The following is a 21,904-nucleotide window of genomic DNA, read 5'->3' as shown; positions in this document are numbered from 1 at the left end:
CCACGTACGGTCGTCACCGGTCGGTGTTCCGGCCAGTCCGAACCGCCGCGCCAAACCTTGTCCCGCGGAACGGATTCCCACAGATCAACCCAGGGACAAGGACGGGGGACCCACGTCCCCAGTGGACACCGGGAGGCATGCACCAGGCCTCCCTTGGGGTGAAGCCGCTGTTTGCGCCGGTCACGGAGCGAACACGGCCGGGCGACCTCTCAGCCCGAACCCGACAGCTGACCTCGCAGGCGCGTGCGGAGAGGAAAACCCCATGAGTGCTGGACGCCATCGCAAGCCCACGAACACCCGCAAGACGGCAGCCAAGGTCGTCGTCACCACCGCAGTCTTCGGCGCTGCCGGCGCGGCCTTCGCGGCCCCCGCAAGCGCTGCCCCCGACTCCGACTGGGACCGTCTCGCGCAGTGCGAGGCAGGCGGCAACTGGTCGATCAACACCGGCAACGGCTACCACGGCGGGCTGCAGTTCTCCCCCAGCACGTGGACCTCCCACGGCGGCGGCGAGTACGCGGCCACCGCCAACCAGGCCAGCCGCGAGCAGCAGATCGCCGTCGCCGAGAAGGTCCTCGCCTCGCAGGGGTGGGGCGCCTGGCCGTCCTGCTCGTCCAGCCTCGGGCTGGCCAGCGCGCCGACGCAGCGCAGCGCTCCGGCCGCCGCGGCCGAGACCCCCGCGCCGGCGCCCGCCGCGGAGGCCCCCGACGTCACCAGCATCCCCACCACCGACGGCACCGCCGATGTGTTCGACCGGCTCGACAGCACCCTGCAGGCCGTGAAGGCCCGGGGCATCGCCGTCGACCCGCAGGTCGAGTCCCTGTACGAGCAGGCGAAGCTCAACCCGCAGGTCATCGACTTCCTCAAGACCTACGCGCCGCTGGTCGCACAGCGCTAGCCAGTGCACGAGAAAGGCCCCGCACCAAACCGGTGCGGGGCCTTTCTGCTGCTCGCCTTGGCGTCAGCGGTTGATGACGGTGACGGGATGGACGTAGGGCAGCTCGGACACCGGCCGCGGGAACTCGGTCTCCTCACCGAACGGGGAGAGCCCACCGGACCGCGTCGACGAGAGCTCGGTGACCGCGTGGTCGCCCTCCTTGACGTGCTCCGGCCAGCCGTTGTCGACGTATCGCTTGCTCGCATTGTTAGCCACGAGGCCATTTTGACATCGACCTCGTATCCCGTACAGCCCAGGTCACTAATGTTGGATGCGATGACCGACACCGACGCCGCCCCCGACAGCCTCGCGTCCTGGCTCGCCACCCGCACCGACGCCGAGCTGGCAGACCTGCTGCGGCTGCGCCCCGACCTGGCCGTCCCGCCCCCGTCGACCCTGACGGTGCTGGCGTCCCGGGCGGAGCAGCGCGTCTCGGTGCTTCGCGTCGCCGACGACCTCGACGTGCTCGAACTCACCCTGCTCGGGTTGCTCGGCCGCGACGGCGCGACGGCGGCCGGGGTGCGGCGGGACCAGCTCGCGGACGCGGTGGCCGGGCGGGCACCCGCCCGGGCCGTTGACCGTGCCCTTGCCGCGCTGCGGCAGCGGGCCCTGGTGTGGGGGACGACGGTGTTGCGGGTGACCCCGGCGGCCGTCGAGGCCCTCTCGTGGCGGCTGGACCCGGCAACGACGGCCCTGACACCCGACCAGATCACCGCCGCGCTCGACGCGCTGACCGCGGACGAGCGACGACTGCTGGACACCCTCGCGCACAGTTCCCCGGTCGGCCGGACCCGTGACGCCGCGCCGGGCACCCCACCGGATCGGCCCGTGCAGCGGCTGCTCGCGGCGGGCCTACTGTCCTGGCGGGACGAGCAGACCGTCGAACTGCCCGTCCAGGTGGGGCAGGCGTTGCGCGGCGAGACGATCACCGACCCGACCACGCTGACCCCGCCGACGATCCGCGGCAGCAAACACCGGATCGCCGAGGTAAACGCCGCGGCCGCGGGCGAGGCGCTGGAACTGCTCCGGCACTGCGAGGGCCTCCTCGTTGCGCTCGGCGACCACCCCGCGCCCAGCCTCCGGGCCGGCGGACTCGGCGTCCGGGAGATCCGCAGGCTGGCCAAGATCGTCGGCGTCGACGAGTCGCGGCTCGCGCTGCTGCTTGAGTTGCAGGCCGGGGCGGGCCTGATCTCCAGCGGTCTCCCCGACCCGCCGCCCGCCGCCGACACCGGCGAGGACTACTGGGCGCCGACCGCGGCCGCGGACGGCTGGCTCGACGCGGCCGCGGCGCATCGGTGGCAACTGCTCGCGCAGGTGTGGCTGAACCTGCAGCGCCTGCCGTGGCTGGTGGGGTTGCGGGACCCGAATGACAAGCCGATCGCGGCGCTGTCCGACGAGGCGCGCGCGTCGGCGGCGCCCCGCGAACGCCGATTCCTGCTCGACATCGTCGCCGAACTCGGTACCGGGGTCGGGGCGAGCGCCGCCCAGGTCGCCGACGTGGTGGCCTGGCGTCGGCCGCGGTGGTCGGCCAGGCTCGGCGCCGCCGCGATCGACCGGACCCTCACCGAGGCGGCCGCCGTCGGCTTGATCGGCAGGGATGCGCTGTCGTCGCCGGGGCGCAGCCTGCTGCACGACGGCCCACCGGAGTCGGTGCTCGCCGAGATGGTCGCGGCGCTGCCGACCCCGATCGACCACGTGCTGGTGCAGGCGGACCTGACGGTGATCGCGCCCGGGCCGCTGGTGCCCGGCCTCCTCGCCGAGATCACACTGGTCGCCGACGTCGAATCCGCTGGCGCCGCCACCGTCTACCGGGTCGGGGAGGCCGGGGTGCGACGCGCCCTCGACGCCGGGCGCACCGCCGCCGAGCTGCACGCCCTGTTCGCCACGCATTCGCGGACGCCGGTCCCGCAGGCGTTGACGTACCTGATCGACGATGTCGCCCGCAGGCACGGCAGGCTGCGGGTCGGCATCGCGCAGGCGTTCGTCCGCTGCGACGACCCGGCGACGCTGGCGGAGGTGCTGTCCTCCACGGTCGCCGAGACGCTGGCGTTGCGGGCCCTCGCCCCGACTGTTGCGGTGTCGCAGGCTCCGCTGGGCGAGGTGCTCGACCGGCTGCGGGCGGCGGGGTTCGCCCCGGCGGGCGAGGACTCGTCGGGCGCCATCGTGGATCTGCGGAGTGCGGGCGCGCGGGTGCCGAAGCGGCGGGCCCGGCCGGTGCGCCGGATGCCCGCCCCGCCCAGCGACGAGCAACTCGACCTGCTGGTCCGGCAGTTGCGGGCCGGACAGCGCGCCGCGTCGACCCCGCGCGGAGACGCGGTCCGCGCCGACGGCAGCCGGGCGAGCAGTGCCGCGACGGTGGCGCTGCTGCAGCTCGCGGTAAAGGTCGGGCGCAGCGTCCGGATCGGCTACGTCGACGCACAGGGCATCGCGACTGAACGGATCGTCGACCCAGTCAGCGTCGGCGGCGGCCAGCTCGACGCGTTCGACCCCGCCGACGGCGCGATCCGACGGTTCACCCTGCACCGGGTGACGTCGGTGTCACTCGTCGACTAACCCACCCCGCGCCCCCGCCCACCCGCCCACCCGCGCACCCGCCGACTGAACGGAAGCGTTCAGTCGATCACATCGACTGAATGATCCGTTCACTCACGCCGCCCGACCGCCGGGCCACTCGGCGGCCGGACCCAGGCGGCCGGACCCAGGCGACCGGACCAGCACCGGGACGCCGCACGAGAACGAGAAAGCCGCCTGCCTGCACGACTGGCTTTTCCCGAGGAATGACGTATGGTCGGGCCCAGTGATTGCCACTTCGAAATTCAGGAGCGACAATGGCCGACAAGAAACCGGGCAAGAGCCTAAGAAAACCCACCCAATCCTTGAAGGAACGGCGCGCCGAAAAGCGGGACCGAGCGGCAGACTCCGGCGAATTCATCCGGAAACGTAAGCGACACTGACGGACGAGCACCGTGCAGCACGACGCGGCCGCGCCGGCGGCGACCCGAATCCTCGACACCCTCGTACACCAACTGTCCCCGCGCACCGACGACGAGACACAGCCAAATCCCCACTCCAGCGGCCACCGTGCCGCGCTGGTGTCGGCGCGAATCTTCGTCCTCGACGAGTGCATCAGGGACTCGCTCCTCGCGACCGTCCCCGACCCGACCCAAACCGGGGGCACCGTCGGAACGAAGACACTTCGGGCACTTGATCGCATCAGGGACCGCCTCGATAACGAACTCGGCGCCACGTCGGGGCACACCGAACGCGAGGCCGGATACCGGGCCGGAATTTCCGAGGCCCTGATTCGGGTGCGGGAAATTCGCCAGGATTTCACGGTCGGGCGGTGAATATTCTCGACCCTTCGCCGAAAACATCGCGAATTCGGTGGGCCGAGGAATGATCCCCGTTCATGCGCGATCTCGTGTCCTCCGTGGCCCGCTCGCTCCTGCGCGGTCGGGCACCCGCGACGACGGATCACGCCGCCTCCTCCGCGCAGCGTGGACAATGGAGTGGTTGTCCACGCTAGGAGGCGCACGTGACCGACGGACCGCTCATCGTCCAGTCCGACAAGACCCTGCTGCTCGAGGTCGACCATCCGCTGGCCGATCGGGCCCGGCAGGCGATCGCGCCGTTCGCCGAACTCGAACGCGCACCCGAGCACGTGCACACCTACCGCGTCACCCCCCTCGCCCTGTGGAACGCGCGGGCCGCCGGGCACGACGCCGAGCAGGTCGTCGACGCCCTCGTCACCTACTCCCGGTTTGCGGTGCCGCAGCCGCTGCTGGTCGATGTCGTCGACACGATGGCGCGGTACGGGCGGCTGCAGCTGGTGAAGAACCCGGCGCACGGGCTGGTGCTGGTCAGCCTGGACCGGGCGGTGCTCACCGAGGTGCGCAGGCACAAGAAGATCGCCCCGATGCTCGGCGCCCAGGTCGACGAGGACACCGTCGTCGTGCACCCGTCCGAACGCGGCCACCTCAAGCAGCTGCTGCTCAAGATCGGCTGGCCGGCGGAGGACCTCGCCGGCTACGTGGACGGCGAGGCGCACCCGATCGAACTCGACTACGACGGCCGGTTCCCCGGGTCCGCGGACGGCGGCTGGCACCTGCGGGACTACCAGGAGATGGCGGCGGACTCGTTCTGGGCGGGCGGCTCCGGCGTCGTGGTGCTGCCGTGCGGCGCCGGTAAGACGATGGTCGGCGCCGCCGCGATGGCGAAGGCGAAGGCGACGACGCTGATCCTGGTCACCAACACCGTCGCGGGCAGGCAGTGGAAGCGGGAACTGATCGCGCGGACGTCCCTGACCGAGGACGAGATCGGCGAGTACTCCGGCGAGAAGAAGGAGATCCGCCCCGTCACCATCGCCACCTACCAGGTGATCACCCGCAAGTCGAAGGGCGAGTACAAGCACCTGGAACTGTTCGACTCCCGGGACTGGGGCCTGGTCATCTACGACGAGGTGCATCTGCTGCCCGCGCCGGTGTTCCGGATGACCGCGGACCTGCAGTCCCGGCGCAGGCTGGGACTGACCGCCACGCTGGTCCGGGAGGACGGCCGGGAGGGCGACGTGTTCTCGCTGATCGGGCCGAAGCGGTACGACGCACCGTGGAAGGACATCGAGGCGCAGGGCTGGATCGCGCCCGCCGACTGCGTCGAGGTCCGGGTGACGCTGACCGACGCCGAGCGGATGGCGTACGCGACCGCCGAACCGGAGGAACGCTACAAGCTGTGCTCCACCGCGCACACCAAGAACGCGGTGGTGAAGTCGATCCTGGGCCGGCACCCCGACTCCCCGACCCTGGTGATCGGCGCCTACCTCGACCAGCTCGACGAGCTCGGCGAGGCGCTCGGCGCGCCGGTGATCAAGGGGTCCACGAAGACGAAGGAACGCGAGCAGCTGTTCGACGCGTTCCGGGCCGGGGAGATCTCGACGCTGGTGGTGAGCAAGGTTGCGAACTTTTCAATCGACCTGCCGGAGGCGTCGGTCGCCGTGCAGGTGTCGGGCACGTTCGGGTCCCGGCAGGAGGAGGCGCAGCGGCTCGGCAGGTTGCTGCGCCCCAAGCACGACGGCGGGCAGGCGCACTTTTACTCGGTCGTCGCCCGCGACACCCTCGACGCCGAGTACGCGGCGCACCGGCAGCGGTTCCTGGCCGAGCAGGGGTACGCGTACCGGATCACCGACGCGGACGACCTGCTCGGACCGGCGATCGGGTAGGAATAGGTGTGTGCGCCGCTTCGAGTTCCACGTAGACACCGCCCACGCCACGTCGGTCAACGAGACGGTCGGCGATGTCCGTCGCCTGCGCTGGGCCGCGATCATCACCGGACTGCTGTTCGTGGCGATCGGGGTCTGGCTGATCGTCCTTGCGCATCCGTGGTCGTACATTCTCGGCGTGGTCGCGCTGGTGGTCGCGGCGGCGTCGGTGTGGATGGCGTTCTGGGCGCCCCGCAAGGTCGGGTCGGTGGAGGACCTGTACGCCAACGGTGAGCTGGTGCCCGCGATCGTCGCGGTCACCCGCCCCAGGGGTGCGACGCTGCTTGCGTTGGTGAACACCGCGAAGCCGGGCGCGAGCCAGCCGCACTACGCGCTGGTGACCCGCACCATCCGCACCCTGCCCGGCCACTCGATGTCGAATGTCGGGGAGCGGGTGCCGTCGATCTCGGTGCTCTCCGACCGCTCCACCAACTCGGCGGCGGACACCTGGCAGATGGTCAGCCCGATGCCCGTCGCGTGGGGCACCAGGGACCCGAAGGTGATCCGCCGCGCGATCGAGCAGATCCCGAACGCGGAGTGGAAGCTGCTGACGAAGTCGATCCCGCTGACCGACGATGTGCCGCGCGCGAAGAACCAGCAGCTGCCCGTCGACCCCGACGACATCCGCTGAGTCAGCTCCGGCGCCGTGCGCTGAGTCGGCTCCCGCGCCGTGCGCTGAGTCGGCTCCCGCGCCGTGCGCTGAGTCGGCTCCGGCGCCGTGCGCCGGGCGATGCGCGCCGCTGGTGTTCGAGCCATCCGGCACCGATCCCCATCTCGATCCGGCCACCGGAGATCAGGTCGGCGGTCGCGGCGACCGTCGCCAGGTAGGCGGGGTTCCGGTAGCTCATCGCGTACGCACGAACATGCCGAATCGCATGGGACGGAACGGTACCGAGACAGGATCGACGACGGTGCCGTTCGGAGTCTGCCGCCCGTACACTCGACCCGGTGCAGGACATCCTGGTGGACGAGTTCGAGGCGCACCGCGGCCATCTGCTGTCGGTCGGCTACCGGCTGACCGGCTCGGTCGCGGACGCGGAGGACGCCGTCCAGGAGGCGTGGTTGCGGCTGCGGGACACGGACCGCGACCGCATCGTGAACCTGCGGGCGTGGTTGACGACCGTGGTCGGCCGGATCTGCCTCGACCACCTGCGCAGCGCCGCGGTACGCAGAGAAACGTATGTGGGGCAATGGCTTCCGGAGCCGGTGGTGACGCCGCTTGCCGGGGCCACACCGGTGGACCCGCTCGACGCGGTGGTCCGGGGGGAGGACGCCCGGATCGCGGCGCTCGTCGTCCTCGACACCCTCGGCCCCGACCAGCGAACGGCGTTCGTGCTGCACGACGGGTTCGGCGTGCCGTTCGACGCGATCGCCCAGGTGCTCGGCACCTCGGTCGCGGGCAGCAGGCAGCTGGCGTCCCGGGCGCGGCGGGCGGTCGCCGCGGCGGACGTGCCCCCGCCGGACCCCGGGCACGACGCCGCGGTGGAGCACCTGCTGGTCGCGCTGGCGAGCGGCGACCTGCAGGCGGTCCTCGACGCGCTGCACCCGGACGCGCTGGTGATCGGCGATGCGGGTGGGACCACCCGCACCGCCGTCAACGTCCTGCACGGCGCCGACCGGTTCGCCCGCTTCTTCCTCGGCCTCGCCGCCAAGTACGGCCCGGACGCGCTGTTGACGTACCGGCCCGCGCTGGTCAACGGCCGACTCGGCATCCTCTCCCCCGGATCGCCGGGCGACGAGACCCACCCCGGCTTCGCCGCCCGGGTCGCCGGGTTCACCGTTCGGGACGGAAAGGTGTGGGCCGCCTACGACTTCGCGAACCCCACCAAGTTGTCCGGGGTCAGGATGCCGGACCCGACGGAGCCGGGTCGGCTTGCGGATCCGCCCACGGGACACGACACGAATCCGTGCTGAATCCCTGGTCGACGATGCCGAGGGCCGAGTACGTCCTGGCCCGCTGATTCTCCAGCGCGATCTGGTAGGTCAACTCGACGACACCGGCCTTCCCGAACCGGCGTTCGAGGTCGGCGACCTGCTCGTCGGTCACCTCGGTGGGGGTGGCGGTCATCGCGTCCGCGTAGTCGATGGCCGCGCGCTCGTCGTCGCTGTACAGCGCGGAGGTGCGGTAGTCCTCGATGTGCTGCAGCCGGTCGATGTCCAGGCCGTCGAGACGCATCAGCATCGACCCGAAGTCGACGCACCAGGAGCATCCGACGGTCCACGCCACCCGGTACACCGCGATCTCGCGGACGGCGGCGGGCAGCACCGTCGATGCCTTCTCGGCGGCGAGCTCCTGCACGGACGACGCGACGAACAGCTTCCGGTGATGGGCGACGACGGCGAAGGGTTCCGGGACGGATCCGAAGCGGCGGCCCATGACGCGGTACGCGAGCCGGACCAGGGGTCCGGCGTCGGAGGGCGCGAGCGGGGCGATGCGGGGCATGACGTCTCCTTGCTGTCGGTGGGCGAACATCCTCTCGTCGACTTGGACGAGACGGGGGCGGGGAATGTGACACGCAGGTTCCGGCGGCGGTGCGGGCCGGTCAGGCGGCCACGTCGCGGCGGCGGAACGCGACCGCCCCCGCCGCGCAGAGCAGGGCCGCAACCAGGGTCACGACCAGCACCGGCACCCAGTCGACCGGGACCGCGGGCACCAGCGGCAGGTGATGAAACGGGGACAGTGCCATCAGCCACTCCGGGAACTTGAGGGTGGAGCCGAACATCAGCACCACGAAACAGAACGCCAACGCGAGCCACGCCACGACCGTGGCCCGCGGGGCCGCGCCGAACAGCAGCAGGGCGAGACCGCCGAGCACCCACACGGCGGGCAGGTACACCAGCGCGGCGCCGAGCAGCCGCGGCACCTCGGCGAGGTCCCCGGTGATCGCCCCGTACATCAGGCCGGTGCCGAGCCCGCCGAGCGCGACGACCAGCGCCGACCCGACGAGCATCACGCCGGCGTGCGACCCCAGCCAGCGGACCCGGGTCAGCGTGGTCGCCAGCAGCGGTTCGGCGTGGCCCGCGGTCTCCTCGGAGCGCAGCCGCAGCGCCGAGGAGATGGTGAATGCGGACGCGATCATCGCGAGCATCGACGCGGCCATCGCGTAGAACGCGTCCACCAGGCTCGCGGTGGCCTGCCCGAGCAGTTCCCCGAGGTCCACGTCACCGAGCAGGTCGCCAACGTCGTTGCCGATGGTGCCGAATGCCAGCCCGGCGGCGAGCATCCCGATCGACCAGCCGATCAGCGAGCCGCGTTGGAGCCGCCAGGCCAGCCCGGCCGCGCCAGCGGTGCTCGCGCCGCCGCGGGCGGGGCCCGGCCGCGGCGGCAGCACCCCGGCGCCGATGTCGCGGCGGTCGAGCACGGCGAGGGCGAGCCCGGCGACGAGCGCGGCGACCGCCACCGACAGTGCTGCGGGCCACCAGATCTCGCCGTCGTAGGGGCGCATCGCCTGACCCCACCCCAGGGGTGAGAGCCAGGACAGGGTGCCTCCCCCGACATCACCGACCGCACGCAGCACGTAGGCGACGGCAATCGCGGCACCGGTCGCCCCGTATACCGTCCGAGTACTGCCGGTGACCTGCGCCGCCAGCAGCGCGACCGCGGCGAACACCAGTCCCGCGCAGGTGGCACCGACCCCGAGCGCCGCCGACCCGGCAACCGGCAACCCGTAGGAGATCAGGCTTGCCGCGACGACGACGCCGTACAGGACACACGCCGCGGCGGTCACGATCACCGCCGCCGCGACCGGCGCGTACCGGCCGACCACGCCCGAGCGAATCAGCTCGTCGCGGCCGTTCTCCTCGTCTGCGCGGGTGTGCCTGCCGATCAGGAACATGGCCATCAACGCGGCGACGATCATCCCGAAGGCACTGGCCTGGAACGCGACCTGGCCGCCGATGGTGTCCAGTACGCGCGGCGGGCCCGCCATCGCGATCATCGCGGCATTGTTCTCCATGCTGGCGGCGACGGCGTCCAGGTCGGCCTGGGTCGGGTAGGCGATGTCCACGCCGACGGCCTGTGAGTAGTACACGAGGACGCCGCCGAGCAGCCACCCGACCAGCGCGACGCGTTCCCTGCGCAGCACGAACCGGGTGAGGGTGCCGGTCCCGGCCAGTGCGCTCACGATTCGTCGACCCCCGCCGCGGCGAGTTCGTCCCCGTAGTGGCGCAGAAACAGTTCCTCCAGTGTCGGCGGCTGGCTGGTGAGGGTGCGGATGCCGAACCCGGACAGGTGCCGGACCGCGGCGTCGAGCTCGGCGGTGTCCACCTGGAAACGCGCCCTGGTGCCGTCGACGACGAGGTCGTGCACCCCGGTGAGCGCCTCAAGTCCGGTGGCGGGGGTGGCCGTCTGGCACGCGATCGAGGTGCGGGTCAGGTGCCGCAGCTCGGCGAGGGAGCCGGTCTCGACCGTCCGACCCAACCGGATGATGGTGAGCCGACCGCAGAGCGCCTCCACCTGGGCGAGGATGTGACTCGACAGCAGCACGGTGCGGCCCTGCCGGGTGACCTCCTCGATGCATTCCTGGAAGACGGCCTCCATCAACGGATCCAGCCCGGACGTCGGTTCGTCGAGCATCAGCAGTTCCGCGTCGGAGGCGAGCGCGGCGACCAGCGCAACCTTCTGCCGGTTGCCCTTCGAGTAGGTGCGGCCCTTCTTCGTCGGATCCAGGTCGAATCGGTCCACCAGGTCGGCCCGCCGGGCCTCGTTGAGGCCGCCGCGCAGCCGCCCGAGCAGGTCGATGACCTCGCCGCCGGACAGGTTGGGCCACAGGTTCACATCGCCGGGCACATAGGCGAGCCGACGGTGCAGGTCCGCGACGTCGCGCCACGGGTCGCCGCCGAGCAGTCGGGCGGTGCCGCTGTCGGCGCGGAGCAGACCGAGCAGCACCCGGATCGTTGTCGACTTGCCCGCCCCGTTTGGCCCGAGGAAGCCGTGCACCTCCCCCGCCTCGACGGTCAGGTCTAGCCCGTCGAGCGCCGCGGTCCGGCCGAACGTCTTGACCAGCTTCGAAATTTCGATTGCCGGGGTCATTCGACCACCGTACGGCCGAGCCCAACCGGGGGCGAGTGTTTCGGGTGCGCGTCGCTAGGCTGGGGCAATGCCCGCCGCACGCCACAGTCAGACGGTGACCCGCCTGCAACCGTTCGCCTCGACGATCTTCGCGGAGATGACGGCTCTTGCGGTGCGGACCGGCGCGATCAACCTGGGGCAGGGCTTCCCCGACACCGACGGGCCTGCGGCGATGCTGGAGGTCGCCCGCACCGCGATCGCGGACGGACTGAACCAGTACCCGCCGGGGCCGGGGATGCCGGTGCTGCGGGAGGCGATCGCCGCGGACCGCGCCGCCCGGTACGGGCAGGTCTTCGACCCGGACACCGAGGTGCTGGTCACGGTCGGTGCGACCGAGGCGATCAGCGCGACGCTGCTCGGGCTGGTGGAACCGGGTCAGGAGGTGGTGCTGATCGAGCCGTACTACGACTCCTACGCCGCGGCCGTCGCGCTCGCCGGCGGGGTGCGGCGGACGGTGCCTCTGGTTGCCGACGGGGACGGGTTCGCGCTGGATCTGGACGCGTTGCGGGCGGCGGTCGGGCCGCGGACCCGGATGATCGTGGTGAACACCCCGCACAACCCGACGGGCACCGTCCTGTCCGACGCCGAGCTGGCCGCGATCGCCGAGCTCGCGGTCCGGCACGAGGTGCTGGTGCTCAGCGACGAGGTGTACGAGCATCTGGTGTTCGACGGCGCAGCCCACAGCCCGATCGGGATGCTGCCGGGGATGGCGGAGCGGACGGTGACGGTGTCGAGTGCCGCGAAGACGTTCGCGGTCACCGGTTGGAAGACCGGATGGGTCTGCGGCCCAGCGGAACTCGTCGACGCGGTGCGCACAGCAAAGCAGTTCATGTCGTTTGTCGCCGGCGGCCCGTTCCAGCCCGCGGTCGCGCACGCGCTTCGGTTCGAAATGCCCTGGGTGACCGAGCAGCGAGCGGTGTTGCAGCACAAGCGTGACCGGTTGTCGGCCGCACTCGCCGAGGCCGGGTTTGGTGTCCGTGCCAGCGCGGGAACCTACTTCGTGTGCGCGGACATTTCCCCGTTGGGGATCGACGACGGCGTGCAGTTCTGTCGCGCACTTCCGGAGCGGGTCGGGGTGGCCGCGGTGCCGGTCAGCGTGTTCACCGATCACAGGGAGCCGTGGAACCGACTGGTGCGCTTCGCCTTCTGCAAGCGGGACGACGTGCTGACCGAGGCGATCGCCCGTCTCCACCAGCTGGCGGGACGGTGGTGACCGGCCGATGAGCGGGCGGACCGTCCCCGCGGACTTCGTCCGCCGCGCCGCCACCCTCGCCGCTGGCGCCGGTTTCGACATGGGCGCGCCGCTGACCGCGGCGGGCATCCCCCCTGCGGTGCTCGGTGAGGGCGCTGGCCGGATCACGCCCGCGCAGCTGACCCGGTTCACGCAGGCCGCGTGGCGGCTGACCGACGACGAATTGTTCGGGCTCGGCACCGCCCCGGTGCCGCGCGGCACGTTCCGTGTGGTGTGCCTGACCCTGATCCACCGTCCCGACCTCGGTGCCGCGCTGGACCGGCTCGCCGACGTGATCCGGGTGCTGCCGGGACTATCGCCGCTGCGGCTGGAGGCCACGCCGACGACCACGGTGCTGCACGTGGAGATCCCGCAACGGGACGCGGCGCTGCGGCCGGAGATCGCCGACGCCGCCGATCAACTGCTCACCGACTTCGTTCTGATGTTGCTGCACCGGTTCGCGGCATGGCTGGTCGGCAGGCGCGTGAAGCTGGTGGCGGTCCGGCTGCCGTATCCGGAGCCGGACCGGACCCTGGCCCGCAGCTACGACGCGATCTTCGGGGTGCGGGTCAGTTTCGGTGCCGACCATGCGGCGATCGAGTTGGACAACGCGGTGCTGCGGGCACCGATCATCCAGACCGAGGAAACCCTCGAGGAGTACCTGCGCGAATCACCGAATCTGTTGTTCTCCGAACGCGATTACGACAGCAGCGCGGCAACTCAGGTCCGGAAGGCGCTCGAACGCGGCGCGGCCGGGCGGGCGGCGACGGCGGAGGACATCGCCGAGATGCTCTCCATCAGCGCCGCCCACCTGCGGCGGCTGCTCCGGCACGAGGGGACGTCACTGAACCAGCTGCGCGAGGAGGTGCTGCGGGACGCCGCCATCTCCGGGCTCGCCCGCGGCGACTCCGTCGACGACATCTCGACTCGGCTCGGGTTCTCCGAGCCAAGTGCGTTCCGCCGCGCGTTCAAGCGGTGGACCGGCAGCACCCCGGGCGCATTTCGCTAGGTGAGGCAGAATTCGTTGCCCTCCGGGTCGGTCATCGTGATCCACCGGAACGGCCCCTGCTCCCCACGGTGCGCGATCGCCGCCCCGCGTGCGACGAGCGCCTGCGCGACGGCCTCCCGGTCGTCCCCGGCGCGGACGTCGAAGTGCATCCGGTTCTTGACCGTCTTGCCCTCGGGAACCAACTGGAACAGCACCCGCGGCCGGTCCGGGTGCGCGGGGTCGGAGATCCCGGCCCCCACCCGCCACACCAGCACCCCGTCGTAGACCTCGGTGTCCTCCTCACGGGCCTGCCCGGCCGCCACGAGCCCGCGGATGAAGTCCTCGTCGCTGGGCTCCACCCGCCAGCCGAGGGTCTGCGCCCACCACTTCGCCTGATCGTGCGGCCGCCTCGAATCCACCGTCACCTGAATTTCGTAGCTCATGCGAGGACGGTACGACGCCGCACCGACACTCTCGGTGATCCGCGACACAGCGCCCTTGACCCTGACACAGTGTCAGAGACTGGAGTGGCGGACGAAGGAGGTGGTTGCACGTGAACCCGACCAACCCGAACACCACCGACACGACCAGCACCGACACGACCAGCACCGACGGGGGTGGGCAGGCCGTCACCGGGATCGGCGTACTCGCCGACCCGCACCCGTCGCGGCGGCTGCGGGCCGCGCTCGCCGCCGGGACCCAGCCCGACCCCGGCACGGCAGATGCCCTGATCGCGCGGTGTGCCGTCGAACCGGACTTCTTCGTCCGCGACATGCTGACCTGGGCGTTGTGCCGGTTGCCCGCCGACGTCACGGTGCCCCTGCTGATCCGCGAACTCGGCTCCGACCTCGGGCAGGCCAGGAGCCAGGCGCTGCACACGCTGTCCAAGGTCGGGGACCGTCGGGCCTGGCCCGCGGTGTCGGGTCTGCTGCACGACGATGACGACGAGGTGGCGCGGGCCGCGTGGCGGGCGGCGGTCGCGCTCGTCCCGCCCGGCGACGAGGCCGGGCTCGCCGGCGCGCTGGCGCGGGCGCTGGGGCGCGGCGACCGGGACGTGCAGCTGAGCCTGAGCCGCGCGCTGGTGGCGCTCGGGGACGCCATCCTCCCGGTCCTGGGTGAGGCGGCCACGAGCACCAATCCGCTGGTCCGGGCGCACGCGGAGGCCACCGATCGGCTGCATCGCGACCCGGACAGCGGCTTCACCGTCTCGGTCGCGGCGGCGAAACGCGTCGCGGTCGGCCGCGAGGCATAGGGCGGCGCGATGTTGATCGGAGAGGTCTCGCGGCTCACTGGCCTCAGCGCACGCGTGCTGCGGCACTACGACGCGCTGGGGCTGGTGACGCCGACCGGCCGCACCGCGGGCGGCTACCGCGAGTACTCCGCCGACGACATCCGCCGGCTCTTCCACGTCGAGAGCCTGCGGACGCTCGGCCTATCCCTCACCAACACACGGCGGGCCCTCGACGAGCCCGGATTCGCCCCCGCTGACCTGGTCGGTGAGCTGATCCGGCACACCCGGCAGCGGATCGCTGCCGAGCAGGAACTGCTCACCAGGCTCGAACGCGTGGACGCCGCCGCGCCTGCACAGTGGGGTGATGTCCTGCATCTGGTCGCACTGCTGCGTGCGCTGGAATCGGAGTCCGGGGGACGCCGCCAGCAGGCGGTGCTATCGCACGAGGCGCCGGTGCCCGCCCGGGCCCTGGCCGAGGCGGCGCTCACCGAGGAGGACGCCAACGTCGCGGGGGCGCTGAGGTGGTCGTTGGCGCGGGCGGACGGTCGAGGGTTGGCGGAGCTGGCAGTCGGTCTGGACGCCGACGCCGCCGAGGTGCGGCGCCGCGCCGTCGAGGCGATCGCGTCGGTACCCGCCGCGGAGGCCACCGCCCTGCTGCGGCGGGCGATCGGCGACGCGGACGGTGCCGTCCGCGGCCGCGCCGCCCTCGAACTCGGCGCCCGCGGTGGCGTCGACGCGATTCCCGTCCTCCTCGGGATGGTCGTCGCCGGTGGTCGTGACGTCGAGGCCGCGGAGGTGCTGGGCCGGCTCGCGGAGGTCGCGGGGGTCGGCGACGAGATCGTCGGGGCCCTGCAGGGCGACGTCGACTCCTCCGCCGACGGACCCACCCGACTCCGAATCACGCAGGCGTTGGCCGAGATTCCCGGCACCACGGCACACCAGGCCCTGCTCCGACTCACCGGAGATGCCGACCGGACCGTCGCGGCGACGGCGGCGGCGATCGTGCATCTACGGGAGCAGGCCGGTCCCGTGTGAGCCCACGACACCCGGCGCCCCTCCGGGGCGGGGTCCGTGTGTCGTTCCTCCCCGGTCGGCCGTGATTCACCCGGACCGTTCGCGAAACCCGGGCCGTTACAGGACCGAGGTTCAGTCGAGGACGGCTGTCGCCTCCACCTCGACGAGAACGTCGGGCTCGAAGAGGTAGTCGACGCCGATGAGCGAGGCAGGCGGCATCGGCGACGGCAGTCCGATTTCGGCGGCAACCTGCTCCACGCCGGCCATGAAGTCACCGATCCTCTCGGGCGCCCATCCGGTGACGTAGAAGGTCAGTCGCAGAACGTCAGCGAAAGATGCTCCCGCGCCGGCCAGACCGGTGGCCGTGTTGCGCAAGGCCTGCGCGACCTGCCCATCCAGGCTGCCCGGCGACACCGGCGTGCCGTCGGCACGTCGCGCGATCTGTCCCGCGACGTGGACGTGGCGACTGCCGACGCCGACCGCGACGTGGTGATAGGGGGCGGGCCGGGTCATGCCCTCGGGGCTGAGGTACCGAACGGTCATGGCTGTCTCCTCGAATTCTCCGGTTGGTATCTCAGTGATACTTGGTTCCCGAAGGGCACTTCAACGAGACTAGGTTGCATGCACGAAACCACCCCACCGCCCGCGGACGAACTGCGAGTCACCGCGCCGCACCGTGAACTGCTCGACCAGGTCCTCGACAAGTGGTCGTTGGCGGTGTGCAACGAGCTGTGCGAGAGCCCCCACCGGTTCAACGAACTGCGACGCGCGATCCCGGCGGTGACCCAGAAGTCACTGACGGCAACCCTGCGGCGACTCGAACGCAACGGCATCATCGAGCGCACGGTGATCGGGTCCCGCCCGGTGGCGGTCGAGTACCGAATGACGCCGCTCGGAAAGACCCTGCGCCACCCGGTCGATGTCCTGCTCGCATGGGCCGACGAGCACCTGCCCGCGATCGAATCGGCCCGCACGCGTTTCGACGACACCGAGCCTGCCCCAAGAATGGGAACATCTGTTCGAGCATCGGGGTAGCATCGGTCGCATGGAACAGGCCCTGCAGGCGTCGCTGTTCGACGATCCCACCGCCGGTCCACGGTTCGCGTCACTGACCGGTGTGCGCCGCCGCGAACTCGCGGGCGGCGCCTGGGTGGACGTGCTCCCCGGCTGGCTCAGCGGGTCGGACAGCCTGTTCACCCACCTCACGACCTCGGCGGCGTGGCGCGCGGAGCAACGCCGAATGTACAACCGCGTGATCAGCGTCCCGCGCCTGGTCGCGTTCTACGACAGGGAGGTCGCGCTCCCCCACCCGTTGCTGGCTCGGGCGCGGGACCTCCTCAGCGAGCACTACCGCCCGGAGCTGCGCGAAGCATTCACCACCGCCGGACTGTGCTGGTACCGGGACGGTCACGACAGCGTCGCCTGGCACGGTGACACCATCGGGCGCGGCGCCACCGAGGACACGATGGTCGCGATCCTGTCCCTCGGTGCGGCGCGTCCACTGGCACTGCGACCCCGCAGTGGTGGTGGCGAGGCTCCCAGGTTCTCCCTCGGCCACGGCGACCTGCTCGTGATGGGCGGATCCTGTCAACGCACCTGGGAGCACGCCGTCCCGAAGACGACGCGCCCCACCGGTCCGCGAATCAGCGTGCAGTTCCGGACGCGCGGCGTGCGCTGACCACGGCCGCGGCGAGCCGGTCCAGCTGCGCGGCCGTGGTGCCCCAGTCGAGGCAGGCATCGGTGATGGACTGCCCGTAGGTGAGCTCGTCCGCGCGGCCGAGGGTCAGGTCCTGCCTACCCGCCTCGAGGAAGCTCTCCAGCATGATCCCGACGACACCCTTCTCGCCGCCGGCGATCCGGTTGGCGATGTCGGTAACGACATCGACCTGACGCTCGTGGTTCTTCTGGCTGTTGCCATGACTGGCGTCGACGACGACTCGCTCGGGCAGACCCGCCTTGGCAAGCCGCGCAAGGGTGTCCGCGACCGACTCGCGGTCATAGTTCGGTCCGGCGCTGCTGCCCCGCAGGATGACATGGCAGTCCGGGTTGCCGACCGTGCGGATCAGCGCGGACTGACCGCCCAGGTCGGTGCCCGGGAACACGTGGCTGGCGCCGGCGGCGCGGGTGCCGTCGACGGCGACCTGCACGTCACCCTCGGTGGAGTTCTTGATGCCGACCGGCATCGAGAGCGCACTGCACAGCTGCCGGTGCACCTGGCTGGCGGCGGTGCGGGCACCGATCGAGCCGTAGCTGACCAGGTCCGCGATGTACTGCGGGGTGATCGGGTCGAGGAACTCGCACCCGACGGGGAGGCCGATCTCGGTGATGTCGACGAGCAACTTGCGGCCCATCCGCAGCCCTGTGTTGATGTCGAAGGTGCCGTCCAGGTGCGGGTCGTTGATCAATCCCTTCCACCCGAGGGTGGTGCGCGGCTTCTCGAAGTACACCCGCATCACGACGTGCAGGGTGTCGCGATGCTCGTCGGCCTTGGCCGCGAGCCTGCGGGCGTAGTCGAGGGCGGCCTCGGTGTCGTGCACGGAGCACGGCCCGACCACGACCATCAGCCGGTCGTCGCGGCCGGTGAGGATGTCGACGGTAGCGCCGCGACCTGCCCGGACCGTGGCCGCGACCGCGTCATCGGCGGGGTGCTCACCGCGGATCACACTCGGCGCGGCCAGCGGGGAGATCGAGATGGTCCGCTGGTCGTCGAGATCGCGGGTGGTGTCGATCGTGAGGGTCATTGCGTGTCCTGTTCGTCGGTGACGGACTTGCGGCCGACCCAGGACGTGTGACGCATCCGCGAGCCGGTCGATTCCGGCTCGGGGTGGAGAGGTCAGCGCGTGGTTACGCCGACCGACCCACCCGGGGCCGGCCTGCTAAACCAGAAATATGCGCGCTGCATGGCCGCCACTGTAGCAGTGCCCACAAGCGGTTGCGTCGACTGCTGCTCGCCTTCGCGTTGGAACATCTCCGCTGCCTCGAGGAGGACAGCGAGTCACTGCGTCAATCCGTCAGGCGCGGTCGCGGAGAGTGACCTGGTTGCGACAGGGCCTGCGGAGGCGCCCGTCGGGAAGGTACTTCCCACGCGGATCACGCCTCGCGGTCGGCGGAGCCTCGAGACGGCGACCGTAGCGGTCCGGTCCGTCGAGGTCAGAATGCTGGTCGGCATGACCGAGACCGAGCAGTCAGACGCGTTCTGGATCGTGCGGGGCAGGATCCGTTCCCTGCGCGATAGCAACGACGGCGCATAGCTTGTTCGTTTGTACGCGGCGAGCCACTCCGACGACCGTCGACGACATCCCTTGGCGCCCAAGCAAGTAACGCATTCATCGTTCAACAGTAACGCGGTCCACACCTTCTGCGGCCTGGCTCAACGCCGTCCCTTGCGATGAGACGAGTATTCAGCGTCGGCACGCACGTGCGCACGCATTCCGTGTGAACCGAACAGGATAAGCAGCTCGACCACACCGCCGTCTGCGCTGCCGAGCCAGTGGGGCAAGGACGTGTCGAACTCGGCGGCCTCACCGGGCGGTAGCGTCAGGTCACGCTCGCCCAGCACGAGGCGAAGGTGACCGTTGAGCACGTACAGCCATTCGAAGCCGTCGTGGGTTTGCGGCGTCGGTTCGAGCAGCGTCGGCTGAGCGGGGATGATCATCTTGAATGCCTGCACCCCACCCGGCCGCCGCGACAGCGGCACGAAGGTCATCCCGGACCGTCGGATCGGCTTCAGATGGATCCGCGGGTCGCCGGTGCGTGGCGCACCGACGAGATCGTCCAGCGGGACGTCGTAGGTACGGGCGAGTGGCAGCAGCAACTCCAGTGTCGCCCTTCGCTGTCCGCTCTCGAGGCGCGACAGCGTGCTCTCCGACACCCCGGTCCTCACCGCGAGGTCAGCGAGGGTGTGGCCCCGCTCGCGGCGCAGTGCACGCAGCCGCGGGCCCACCACGTCGAGCACATCTTCCGTTTCGCGATCCACGAGACCATCGTGCCAGAACCGCAAGTTTTGGTGCCAGGTCGTGGGGAGCGCGGCGAGACTGTGCGCACCGAACGAAACGGAGCCTTGATGAGTACCACCGATGCGGTCACCTTCTGGGACGGGGTCTATGGACACCGTCCGAAAGCCCTTGATCCGCAACCGAATCAAGTCCTCTCCGAAACGGTCGAGGGTCTGTCCCCCGGCCTCGCGTTGGATCTCGGATGTGGTGACGGCGGCGACGCGCTGTGGCTCGCCCGGCAGAAATGGCGGGTCACCGCCGTCGATATATCGGCCGTGGCAGTCGCCCGATTGGCAGATGCGGCCGTCGCGCACGGTCTGGGTGACCGCGTCCTCGCCGGGCGCTACGACCTGCACGAATCCTTCCCACAGGGTCGATTCGACCTGGTCTGCGCCCACTACCTGCACACCCCCTTCGATCTGGACAGGAGCTCCATCCTGCGCACGGCCGCGCACGCACTGCGTCCGAGTGGGCGACTGCTGGTCGTCGACCACGGCTCCACCGCGCCGTGGTCATGGGGCCAGGATCCCGACCACCGATTCCCGAGCCCACAGGAGGTTGCCGCGGGGATCGATCTGGAACCGGCTGGGTGGACGATCGAGCGTGCCGAAGCACGCCGACGGATCGCCACCGCACCCGATGGGCGCACCGCCGAGGTGACCGACCACGTCCTGCTCATCCGCCGCGCCATCTGACCAGACCTGACGAAGGAGACCACGTGCCCACCTCCCATCGCATGCGCCGCCGTGACACCCCGCCGCCCCGCACCGGGAACAGTGAATCCGAGACCCTGCGAGGATTCCTCGACTACCTCAGATCGGCGGTCGCCGCGAAGGTCGACGGTGCCCCAGAACCACAGATTCGAACAGCGGCAGTGCCGTCGGGCACGAACCTGCTCGGACTGCTCAATCACCTGACGTTCGTCGAGCGCTCAATGTTCCTCGGGGACAACGTCACCGATTGGCAGGCCACCTTCCGGGCCTCACCAACAGACAGTGTGGCCGACGTCATCGCCCGCTACCAGGAAGCGGTTGCGGCCTCGAACAGAGTTCTCGACGGGTGCACCGACCTCGGCGCACCCGTCCCTCGGCCGCAGTCGAGCAGGCCCGCACCCAGTGTCCGCTGGGCGCTGACCCACATGATCGAGGAGACCAGCCGCCACGCCGGCCACGCCGACATTCTCCGCGAACTCATCGACGCCACCACCGGGCGCTGACCAAACGCGCTCACTGAGCTGGCACATCGCGTTCCAGTCCCAGCGGCGGATTCCCGAAGCGCGCGTCAGCGACGACATCCTTGCGTACCTGGCACTCGTCTATCCGCAAATCGCTTACGGTGGAACGGCCTTCGGTGGAGAAGTGATCAGAACCTGTGGCCTCAAGGCTGAGGTTGCGTCGGCTCTCGATCGACCAGTCATGTTGCTCAGCGGCACGGCACCGACGAGCGCGAACTTGCCAGCGCAGGTTGTGGTGCAGAGCGAAAGCGCTACGGGGTCGGATCTGGCTTGTGCCACGCGGGAACCCCGCGGAGGCAGGGAATATCGACGGGCCCTGGGCTCGCCTGCGTGACTGCGGGCGAGCCCAGGGTGCAGAATTCGGCTCGTTAGATGCCGAAGGGTGCTGCGTAGCGGACGGTGCCGCTGGGCAGCCGTTCGGAGTCGAGGCTCAGTGCCATCAATGCCTCGTCGGGGACATCGATACTCAGCCGTATGCGGTGCTCCGAGGCGCGGGTGAAGCCGAACCGCGGGTAGTAGGCAGGATGCCCGAGAACGATCACGAAGCGCTCGCCCGCCTGCGCGGCGGCCTCGAGAGCGGCGCGGATCGCGGCGGAACCCGCCCCGGTCTTCTGGTACTCGGGCCGGACCGCGCACGGCCCAAGGCACAGTGCCGGGGTGTCGTCGACGTGACAGCGAGTCAGTAGTGCGTACCCGACGGGCTTGCCGTCCGGGCCTGCGCTAAGGATGGACAGGTCGGCTATCCACGCCGGATCGACGCGCAGGGCATCGACGAGGTCGGCCTCCTCAGCGGTTTCGAATGCGCCGAGGTTGATCTCGCGGATTGCTGGAATGTCGGCATCGGTTTCGGCGCGAGTGATCCAGTTGGTGTGAGTGCTCAAAGCGGTTCTTCTCCTTTGCGATGGCGAGTTGCACGGTGCGGGCGTCGGCAGGCTGGCTGGCGGAGGTGCCT

At 70.6% G+C, this 21,904-nt stretch carries 23 protein-coding genes, 2 pseudogenes and 1 riboswitch; of the genes and pseudogenes, 15 read left to right on the top strand and 10 right to left on the bottom strand.

Features of this window, described 5'->3' with window-relative positions:
• Positions 1-72 precede the first annotated feature (72 nt).
• Positions 73-258, top strand: a riboswitch (cyclic di-AMP (ydaO/yuaA leader).
• 4 nt (positions 259-262) lie between these two features.
• The gene (locus ACFWPA_RS11190) at positions 263-895 is read left to right on the top strand and encodes a transglycosylase family protein (protein WP_378509024.1); all 633 of its coding nucleotides are present in this window, start codon (positions 263-265) and stop codon (positions 893-895) included.
• A gap of 63 nt (positions 896-958) precedes the next feature.
• On the opposite strand, the gene ACFWPA_RS11185 is transcribed toward ACFWPA_RS11190, so the two are convergent.
• Entirely contained in the window at positions 959-1,150 is a 192-nt protein-coding gene (locus ACFWPA_RS11185; RefSeq protein WP_378509025.1) for a hypothetical protein, read from the bottom strand.
• Positions 1,151-1,210: 60 nt separating this feature from the next.
• Between ACFWPA_RS11185 and ACFWPA_RS11180 the strand changes: the two genes are divergently transcribed.
• The 4 genes from ACFWPA_RS11180 (at position 1,211) to ACFWPA_RS11165 (ending at position 6,819) form a co-directional block, all read left to right on the top strand.
• Positions 1,211-3,487, top strand: a complete 2,277-nt coding sequence (locus ACFWPA_RS11180; RefSeq protein WP_378570185.1) for a helicase-associated domain-containing protein — start codon at positions 1,211-1,213, stop codon at positions 3,485-3,487.
• Positions 3,488-3,900: 413 nt separating this feature from the next.
• On the top strand, positions 3,901-4,281 hold the full coding sequence (locus ACFWPA_RS11175) for a hypothetical protein (protein ID WP_378570184.1): 381 nt from the start codon (positions 3,901-3,903) through the stop codon (positions 4,279-4,281).
• Between the two features lie 188 nt (positions 4,282-4,469).
• Positions 4,470-6,149 carry a DNA repair helicase XPB gene (locus ACFWPA_RS11170; RefSeq protein ID WP_378570183.1) on the top strand — a complete coding sequence of 560 codons (1,680 nt, stop codon included), beginning with the start codon at positions 4,470-4,472 and terminating at the stop codon, positions 6,147-6,149.
• A 10-nt stretch (positions 6,150-6,159) separates the two neighbouring features.
• On the top strand, positions 6,160-6,819 hold the full coding sequence (locus ACFWPA_RS11165; protein ID WP_378570182.1) for a DUF3239 domain-containing protein: 660 nt from the start codon (positions 6,160-6,162) through the stop codon (positions 6,817-6,819).
• A 100-nt stretch (positions 6,820-6,919) separates the two neighbouring features.
• On the opposite strand, the pseudogene ACFWPA_RS11160 reads toward ACFWPA_RS11165, so the two are convergent.
• A pseudogene (locus ACFWPA_RS11160) lies at positions 6,920-7,039 on the bottom strand (LLM class flavin-dependent oxidoreductase); the annotation flags it as partial.
• A 97-nt stretch (positions 7,040-7,136) separates the two neighbouring features.
• On the opposite strand from ACFWPA_RS11160, the gene ACFWPA_RS11155 reads away from it, so the two are divergent.
• Positions 7,137-8,102, top strand: coding sequence for a sigma-70 family RNA polymerase sigma factor (locus tag ACFWPA_RS11155; RefSeq protein WP_378570181.1), 966 nt, complete (start codon positions 7,137-7,139; stop codon positions 8,100-8,102).
• Here ACFWPA_RS11155 and ACFWPA_RS11150 read toward each other — a convergent pair.
• From ACFWPA_RS11150 to ACFWPA_RS11140, 3 genes are all read right to left on the bottom strand, one after another.
• Positions 8,029-8,631 (bottom strand): carboxymuconolactone decarboxylase family protein, encoded by a 603-nt coding sequence (locus ACFWPA_RS11150; protein WP_378570180.1) that lies wholly within the window; start codon positions 8,629-8,631, stop codon positions 8,029-8,031. The genes ACFWPA_RS11155 and ACFWPA_RS11150 overlap by 74 nt on opposite strands.
• A 100-nt stretch (positions 8,632-8,731) precedes the next feature.
• On the bottom strand, positions 8,732-10,312 hold the full coding sequence (locus tag ACFWPA_RS11145) for an ABC transporter permease (RefSeq protein ID WP_378570179.1): 1,581 nt from the start codon (positions 10,310-10,312) through the stop codon (positions 8,732-8,734).
• Positions 10,309-11,220: an ATP-binding cassette domain-containing protein gene (locus ACFWPA_RS11140; protein WP_378509033.1), complete on the bottom strand. Its 912-nt coding sequence runs from the start codon at positions 11,218-11,220 to the stop codon at positions 10,309-10,311. Before ACFWPA_RS11140 ends, ACFWPA_RS11145 begins: the two co-directional genes overlap by 4 nt.
• Before the next feature lie 67 nt (positions 11,221-11,287).
• Here ACFWPA_RS11140 and ACFWPA_RS11135 point away from each other — a divergent pair, with 67 nt between their 5' ends.
• The gene (locus tag ACFWPA_RS11135; RefSeq protein WP_378570178.1) at positions 11,288-12,472 is read left to right on the top strand and encodes a pyridoxal phosphate-dependent aminotransferase; all 1,185 of its coding nucleotides are present in this window, start codon (positions 11,288-11,290) and stop codon (positions 12,470-12,472) included.
• Between the two features lie 7 nt (positions 12,473-12,479).
• Positions 12,480-13,499 (top strand): AraC family transcriptional regulator, encoded by a 1,020-nt coding sequence (locus ACFWPA_RS11130; RefSeq protein ID WP_378509035.1) that lies wholly within the window; start codon positions 12,480-12,482, stop codon positions 13,497-13,499.
• Here ACFWPA_RS11130 and ACFWPA_RS11125 read toward each other — a convergent pair.
• Positions 13,496-13,921 carry a VOC family protein gene (locus tag ACFWPA_RS11125; protein WP_378570177.1) on the bottom strand — a complete coding sequence of 142 codons (426 nt, stop codon included), beginning with the start codon at positions 13,919-13,921 and terminating at the stop codon, positions 13,496-13,498. The genes ACFWPA_RS11130 and ACFWPA_RS11125 overlap by 4 nt on opposite strands.
• A 194-nt stretch (positions 13,922-14,115) precedes the next feature.
• On the opposite strand from ACFWPA_RS11125, the gene ACFWPA_RS11120 reads away from it, so the two are divergent.
• Positions 14,116-14,730, top strand: coding sequence for a HEAT repeat domain-containing protein (locus tag ACFWPA_RS11120; RefSeq protein WP_378570198.1), 615 nt, complete (start codon positions 14,116-14,118; stop codon positions 14,728-14,730).
• Between the two features lie 9 nt (positions 14,731-14,739).
• Positions 14,740-15,744 carry a MerR family transcriptional regulator gene (locus ACFWPA_RS11115; protein ID WP_378570176.1) on the top strand — a complete coding sequence of 335 codons (1,005 nt, stop codon included), beginning with the start codon at positions 14,740-14,742 and terminating at the stop codon, positions 15,742-15,744.
• A 111-nt stretch (positions 15,745-15,855) separates the two neighbouring features.
• Here ACFWPA_RS11115 and ACFWPA_RS11110 read toward each other — a convergent pair whose 3' ends face one another.
• Positions 15,856-16,266 carry a RidA family protein gene (locus tag ACFWPA_RS11110; protein WP_378570175.1) on the bottom strand — a complete coding sequence of 137 codons (411 nt, stop codon included), beginning with the start codon at positions 16,264-16,266 and terminating at the stop codon, positions 15,856-15,858.
• Positions 16,267-16,344: 78 nt separating this feature from the next.
• Between ACFWPA_RS11110 and ACFWPA_RS11105 the strand changes: the two genes are divergently transcribed.
• Positions 16,345-16,758 (top strand): winged helix-turn-helix transcriptional regulator, encoded by a 414-nt coding sequence (locus ACFWPA_RS11105; protein ID WP_378570174.1) that lies wholly within the window; start codon positions 16,345-16,347, stop codon positions 16,756-16,758.
• 10 nt (positions 16,759-16,768) lie between these two features.
• Positions 16,769-17,401, top strand: a complete 633-nt coding sequence (locus ACFWPA_RS11100) for an alpha-ketoglutarate-dependent dioxygenase AlkB (RefSeq protein ID WP_378570173.1) — start codon at positions 16,769-16,771, stop codon at positions 17,399-17,401.
• Here the strand turns inward: ACFWPA_RS11100 and ACFWPA_RS11095 are convergent.
• A complete protein-coding gene (locus tag ACFWPA_RS11095; protein ID WP_378570172.1) occupies positions 17,367-18,464 on the bottom strand; it encodes a 3-deoxy-7-phosphoheptulonate synthase in 1,098 nt (365 codons plus the stop codon). The two genes, ACFWPA_RS11100 and ACFWPA_RS11095, sit on opposite strands and share 35 nt — an antisense overlap.
• Positions 18,465-18,749: 285 nt before the next feature.
• On the opposite strand from ACFWPA_RS11095, the pseudogene ACFWPA_RS11090 reads away from it, so the two are divergent.
• Positions 18,750-18,974 (top strand): annotated as a pseudogene (locus ACFWPA_RS11090) (MarR family transcriptional regulator); the annotation flags it as partial.
• Positions 18,975-19,093: 119 nt separating this feature from the next.
• On the opposite strand, the gene ACFWPA_RS11085 reads toward ACFWPA_RS11090, so the two are convergent.
• A complete protein-coding gene (locus ACFWPA_RS11085; protein WP_378570171.1) occupies positions 19,094-19,699 on the bottom strand; it encodes a helix-turn-helix domain-containing protein in 606 nt (201 codons plus the stop codon).
• Positions 19,700-19,759: 60 nt separating this feature from the next.
• On the opposite strand from ACFWPA_RS11085, the gene ACFWPA_RS11080 reads away from it, so the two are divergent.
• A complete protein-coding gene (locus ACFWPA_RS11080) occupies positions 19,760-20,413 on the top strand; it encodes a class I SAM-dependent methyltransferase (protein WP_378570170.1) in 654 nt (217 codons plus the stop codon).
• Positions 20,414-20,436: 23 nt separating this feature from the next.
• Positions 20,437-20,934: a DinB family protein gene (locus ACFWPA_RS11075; protein WP_378570169.1), complete on the top strand. Its 498-nt coding sequence runs from the start codon at positions 20,437-20,439 to the stop codon at positions 20,932-20,934.
• A 386-nt stretch (positions 20,935-21,320) separates the two neighbouring features.
• Here ACFWPA_RS11075 and ACFWPA_RS11070 read toward each other — a convergent pair whose 3' ends face one another.
• Entirely contained in the window at positions 21,321-21,833 is a 513-nt protein-coding gene (locus ACFWPA_RS11070) for a GNAT family N-acetyltransferase (RefSeq protein ID WP_378570168.1), read from the bottom strand.
• Between the last annotated feature and the right edge of the window lie 71 nt (positions 21,834-21,904).

Origin of the sequence: Rhodococcus sp. NPDC058505 (assembly GCF_042720095.1) — a bacterium.
In the GTDB taxonomy this organism is placed as follows: Bacteria; Actinomycetota; Actinomycetes; order Mycobacteriales; family Mycobacteriaceae; genus Rhodococcus_G.
Note: the sequence above shows the minus strand (reverse complement) of the source record. Positions and strands in the feature narration are given on the sequence as shown.

What these genes read in the sequence shown, in the direction of transcription:
- ACFWPA_RS11190 (WP_378509024.1), top strand. Translation starts at nt 263, where the DNA reads ATGAGTGCTGGACGCCATCGCAAGCCCACGAACACCCGCAAGACGGCA.
- ACFWPA_RS11180 (WP_378570185.1), top strand. Translation starts at nt 1,211, where the DNA reads ATGACCGACACCGACGCCGCCCCCGACAGCCTCGCGTCCTGGCTCGCC.
- ACFWPA_RS11150 (WP_378570180.1), bottom strand. Translation starts at nt 8,631, where the DNA reads ATGCCCCGCATCGCCCCGCTCGCGCCCTCCGACGCCGGACCCCTGGTC.
- ACFWPA_RS11140 (WP_378509033.1), bottom strand. Translation starts at nt 11,220, where the DNA reads ATGACCCCGGCAATCGAAATTTCGAAGCTGGTCAAGACGTTCGGCCGG.
- ACFWPA_RS11135 (WP_378570178.1), top strand. Translation starts at nt 11,288, where the DNA reads ATGCCCGCCGCACGCCACAGTCAGACGGTGACCCGCCTGCAACCGTTC.
- ACFWPA_RS11130 (WP_378509035.1), top strand. Translation starts at nt 12,480, where the DNA reads ATGAGCGGGCGGACCGTCCCCGCGGACTTCGTCCGCCGCGCCGCCACC.
- ACFWPA_RS11125 (WP_378570177.1), bottom strand. Translation starts at nt 13,921, where the DNA reads ATGAGCTACGAAATTCAGGTGACGGTGGATTCGAGGCGGCCGCACGAT.
- ACFWPA_RS11115 (WP_378570176.1), top strand. Translation starts at nt 14,740, where the DNA reads ATGTTGATCGGAGAGGTCTCGCGGCTCACTGGCCTCAGCGCACGCGTG.
- ACFWPA_RS11110 (WP_378570175.1), bottom strand. Translation starts at nt 16,266, where the DNA reads ATGACCGTTCGGTACCTCAGCCCCGAGGGCATGACCCGGCCCGCCCCC.
- ACFWPA_RS11105 (WP_378570174.1), top strand. Translation starts at nt 16,345, where the DNA reads ATGCACGAAACCACCCCACCGCCCGCGGACGAACTGCGAGTCACCGCG.
- ACFWPA_RS11100 (WP_378570173.1), top strand. Translation starts at nt 16,769, where the DNA reads ATGGAACAGGCCCTGCAGGCGTCGCTGTTCGACGATCCCACCGCCGGT.
- ACFWPA_RS11095 (WP_378570172.1), bottom strand. Translation starts at nt 18,464, where the DNA reads ATGACCCTCACGATCGACACCACCCGCGATCTCGACGACCAGCGGACC.